The sequence below is a fragment of the Microbacterium sp. UBA1097 genome, from assembly GCF_002313585.1.
Classification (GTDB): domain Bacteria; phylum Actinomycetota; class Actinomycetes; order Actinomycetales; family Microbacteriaceae; genus Microbacterium.
This window is the reverse complement of the sequence record NZ_DCBW01000047.1, coordinates 1-4095: the sequence shown is the minus strand read 5'-3', so window position 1 is coordinate 4095 and position 4095 is coordinate 1. Positions and strand designations below refer to the sequence as shown.

The 4095-nt window shown below is 67.8% G+C and carries 5 protein-coding genes; 4 read left to right on the top strand and 1 reads right to left on the bottom strand.

Annotation, left to right across the window (positions count from 1 at the left end):
* From B4F19_RS11725 to B4F19_RS11710, 4 genes are all read left to right on the top strand, one after another.
* Positions 1-380, top strand: a 380-nt coding sequence (locus tag B4F19_RS11725) for a ring-opening amidohydrolase (RefSeq protein ID WP_292735126.1), incomplete at its 5' end; no start/stop codon positions are given.
* A complete protein-coding gene (locus tag B4F19_RS11720; RefSeq protein ID WP_228178108.1) occupies positions 377-1081 on the top strand; it encodes a cysteine hydrolase family protein in 705 nt (234 codons plus the stop codon). The genes B4F19_RS11725 and B4F19_RS11720, both read left to right, overlap by 4 nt.
* Positions 1078-2844 carry an allophanate hydrolase gene (gene atzF, locus B4F19_RS11715; RefSeq protein ID WP_286932984.1) on the top strand — a complete coding sequence of 589 codons (1767 nt, stop codon included), beginning with the start codon at positions 1078-1080 and terminating at the stop codon, positions 2842-2844. The genes B4F19_RS11720 and atzF overlap by 4 nt, the downstream gene beginning before the upstream one ends.
* Positions 2834-3529, top strand: coding sequence for an alpha/beta fold hydrolase (locus B4F19_RS11710; protein WP_195691666.1), 696 nt, complete (start codon positions 2834-2836; stop codon positions 3527-3529). The genes atzF and B4F19_RS11710 overlap by 11 nt, the downstream gene beginning before the upstream one ends.
* A gap of 15 nt (positions 3530-3544) precedes the next feature.
* Here the strand turns inward: B4F19_RS11710 and B4F19_RS11705 are convergent, their stop codons facing one another.
* Positions 3545-4063: a gamma carbonic anhydrase family protein gene (locus tag B4F19_RS11705; protein ID WP_228178109.1), complete on the bottom strand. Its 519-nt coding sequence runs from the start codon at positions 4061-4063 to the stop codon at positions 3545-3547.
* Positions 4064-4095: the final 32 nt, after the last annotated feature.

Here is a 4095-nt window from a genome sequence, read left to right as displayed (position 1 = left end):
TGGCGTTCGGGTCTCGACTCGACCCCGGCGGACAGCTGAACGCTGAGACGGTGGTCATGCACGACGCGATCGACGTGGAGGAGATCGTCGCGCTCCGCGATCGCATCCGAGCCGCCGGCGGCACCATCGTGCAGGTCTTCGCGAAGGCCGAGGCGAGTCCGGACGGGCGGATCCGAGGGTTACGGCACACGATGCTCACCGACACCGACCTCTCGTCGACACGACACGCGCGCGCGGCCGTAGGAGGCCTTCTAGCGGGGGTGTTCGGGCGCACATCGATCTACGTCTCCGGAGGCGCCGAGAACCAAGGGCCACCTGGAGGAGGTCCGGTGACGGTGGTGTGGCAGGAACCCACGGGCGGAGGTGAGACGAGGCGATGACGAGCAGATTCGGGCCGGTAGCGGCCACACCGTACGCGTGGCCGTTCGACGGAACGTTCTCCGCCCAGTCGACCGCGCTCCTGTGTATCGACTGGCAGGTGGACTTCTGCGGGGTCGGTGGCTACGTCGACCGCATGGGGTACGACCTCACACTCACCCGACGCGGACTCGCGCCCACAGCGCGGATCCTCGGTTCCGCTCGCGCGGCAGGCCTCCAGGTGATCCATACTCGCGAGGGTCATCGGGCGGATCTCTCGGACTGCCCGCCCAACAAACTCTGGCGCTCGCAGCAGATCGGTGCCGAGATCGGGTCGTCAGGACCGGGAGGACGCATCCTCGTACGCGGGGAACCCGGGTGGCAGATTGTGCCCGAAGTGGCACCTCTCGTGGGCGAGATCGTCATCGACAAGCCTGGCAAGGGGGCGTTCTACGGAACCGATCTCGACGTGATCTTGCGCACTCGGGGGATCACTCATCTGATTCTGACGGGGATCACAACCGACGTCTGCGTGCACACGACGATGCGGGAGGCGAACGATCGCGGCTACGAGTGCCTTCTGCTCAGTGACTGCACAGGCGCCACCGATCACGGAAACTACGAGGCGGCGCTGAAGATGATCACCATGCAGGGGGGTGTTTTCGGTGCGGTCGCGGAGTCGTCGGCGCTGGATGACGCGTTCGGTAAGGGATCCGCGCGGTGATCTCTCCTCGCATGGAGATCGCCCGCCTCCACTCCGCGTACCGGCGGGGAACCTGCACACCTCGCGATGTGGCGGAGCGCACTCTGGCTGCGATCGATGCGCGAGGACGTGACGGAGTCTGGATCTCGGTCTCCGATCGACTCGTCCGAGATGCTGAAGCACTCGATCCTGCCGATCGCGATCGTCTTCCGCTCTGGGGCATCCCCTTCGCGGTCAAAGACAACATGGACGTCGAGGGGTGGGCGACGACGGCGGCGTGCCCGTCTTTCGCCTACAGCCCCCAGCAGTCGGCACCCGTGGTTCGCGACCTGATCGCGGCAGGCGCGATCCTCGTCGGCAAGACCAACCTGGACCAGTTCGCTACCGGTCTGAACGGTACCCGTTCTCCTTACGGGACGCCCTCCTCGGCCCACGATAGCTCCCTCATCTCCGGCGGGTCGTCATCAGGATCCGCGGTAGCTGTTGCGGCGGGCCTGGTTGCGTTTTCTCTGGCGACCGATACCGCGGGGTCCGGGCGCGTTCCCGCGGCGTTGAACGGGGTCGTCGGTCTCAAGCCGAGTGTGGGCCTTGTCAGCACTCGCGGTGTCGTGCCGGCGTGCCGGTCGCTCGATTGCGTTTCGGTGATGGCGAACTCGGTTGCCGACGCAGCCATCGTGGCTCAGGTGATCGCCGGCTTCGATGATCAGGACCCCTGGTCGCGCCCGCTCCCGGTTCCTTCCGCCCGGGTTGCTTCGGTCTCGCTCGCCGGAGTCCGCCTGGGCGTGCCTGAGGTTGTCGCCGGATGGGGCGAGCGTGGCGAGGAGGACGCGTGGAGTCGGGTCCGCGCCGACCTCGTCCGAGCCGGAGCCGAACTGGTTGAGATCGACTACACCCCGCTTCTCGAGGCAGGTCGTCACCTGTATGGCGGTGCGTGGCTTGCTGAGCGCGCGACCGCCGTCTCGGTCGCGCTCGAGGAGGACCGAGACGACGTCGACCCGGTCGTGCGCCAGATCTTGGCGGGCGCCGGTGCGATGTCGGCCGCACAGGTCTGGTCGAGTATGCACCGCGTGTGGGAGTTGCGGCGGGAGGCGGATGACATCCTCCGTTCGGTCGATGCTCTGCTCACTCCCACGGTGACGAAGACCTACACGGTCGAGCAGATGCGCGCTGACCCCGTCGAACTCAACGCGCAATTGGGTACCTACACGACCTTTACCAACCTGCTCGACATGTGCGCCATCGCGGTCCCGGCGGGGAGTACGGCGGCGCACGTCCCCTTCGGTGTCACCCTTCATGGGCCTTCCGGTGCCGACCAGGAACTCGCAGGGCTGGCGTCGGCGCTCGCGGATGCGGTCGACCAGGACTCGCTGATGGAGGTCGCCGTCGTCGGCGCCCATCTCGAGGGGTTCGGACTTCATCACCAAATCACCGATCGCGGCGGGCTCCTGAGCCGGCGCACGATGACCGCACCCCGGTACCGGCTCTACGCGCTCCCCGGCGACGAGCCGCGACGTCCCGGGCTGGTGACCGATCTACGAGAAGGCGCTCGTATCGAGGTCGAGGTCTATCGGCTTCCGACTGCTACCGTCGGGTCCTTTCTCCGCGGTGTGAGTGCACCGTTGGCGATCGGCACGCTCGAGCTCGACGACGGCACCGCCGTCCACGGATTCGTCTGCGATCCGACGGCGCTCGAGGGAGCGCGTGACATCACCGCGTACGGCGGGTGGCGCTCGTATATGGCCGCGGCGGCCGATGATCTCAACAGGGCGGCCGATGCCAGCTGACGACGTCCCGATCCTCGCGGTTCACGGGGTCGCGGCCTCACCTGCCGTCTGGGATCCTCTGAAGCGCTTGATTCCACAGCTCCGGGCGCTTCGTCGCCCGAAGACCGGTCGGTTGGAGGACGAGATCGAGTGGCTGGCCGAGTATGCGGCGGGCGCGGTCATCGTGGGGATGTCAGGCGGGGCAACCCTCGGTCTCGCGCTCGCGGGCATGGGTGCCGCGTGCCATGGATTCGTCCTCCATGAGCCGGCGGCGGGGAACCTGGTGCCGGACCTTCTCTCCCCGACCGCCGAGGCCTTTCGCCGTGGCGGGACGACAGCGGTGGGTAAGGCGCTCTATGGCAGGAGGTGGTCGGTCGACCTGCTCGATGACCACGGAGACGTCGACGCGACGACGGCGAAGGAGATCGCCATGTTCCGCAGCTTTCAGCCTCGACGTCGACCGGTCGGGGGACCCCGATGCGTGGTCACGACGGGGTCTCGGTCGGCTGCGCCCAGGCACCATGTTGCGAGAGAGCTGCGGCGGCTGGGCTACGAGACTCGCACCATCGAAGGCTCCCGGCACTTCGTCACATACGAGCAGCCCGCGAGGCTGGCCGCCCTGGTGCGCGAGGTCGCCGGATTGGATGCGCCCGGGCATCCGGGGATCGATGACGGAGGTTCGGGGTGGGCGAGGTTCTGGTGGTGACCTCGCGGCGGTCTTCTAGACCTCGGCCGCGCGGTAGATCTTCGACCGCGGCACATAGCGCGCGGAGTTGCCGAGCAGCCCGGCGACCTCCTCGTCGGTGAGCTCCCGCCGCACCTTGCCGGGGATGCCCGCGACGAGCGATCGCGGCGGAACGACGGTTCCCTCGAGCACCACCGCCCCCGCGGCGACGAGCGAGTTCGCGCCGATGACGGCGCCGTTCAGCACGGTCGCGTTCATGCCGATGAGGCATCCGTCTTCGACGACGCAGCCGTGCACGACGGCGGCGTGGCCGATGCTGACGTCGGCGCCGATGATCGTCGGGTTGCCCGCCTCGGTGTGGATCACCGCGTTGTCTTGGAGGTTGCTGCGTTCGCCGAGCACGATCTCGTCGATGTCGCCGCGCAGCACCGCGCCGAACCAGACGTTGGCATCTGCAGCGATGCGCACCTTGCCGATCACGGACGCGTTCGGGGCGACCCAGGCGTCGGCGGAGATGTCGGGCTCGTGCCCGTCGAAGGGGAGGATGACCGGCATTCCGCCAGCCTAGACGGTATGTAGTAGCCCTC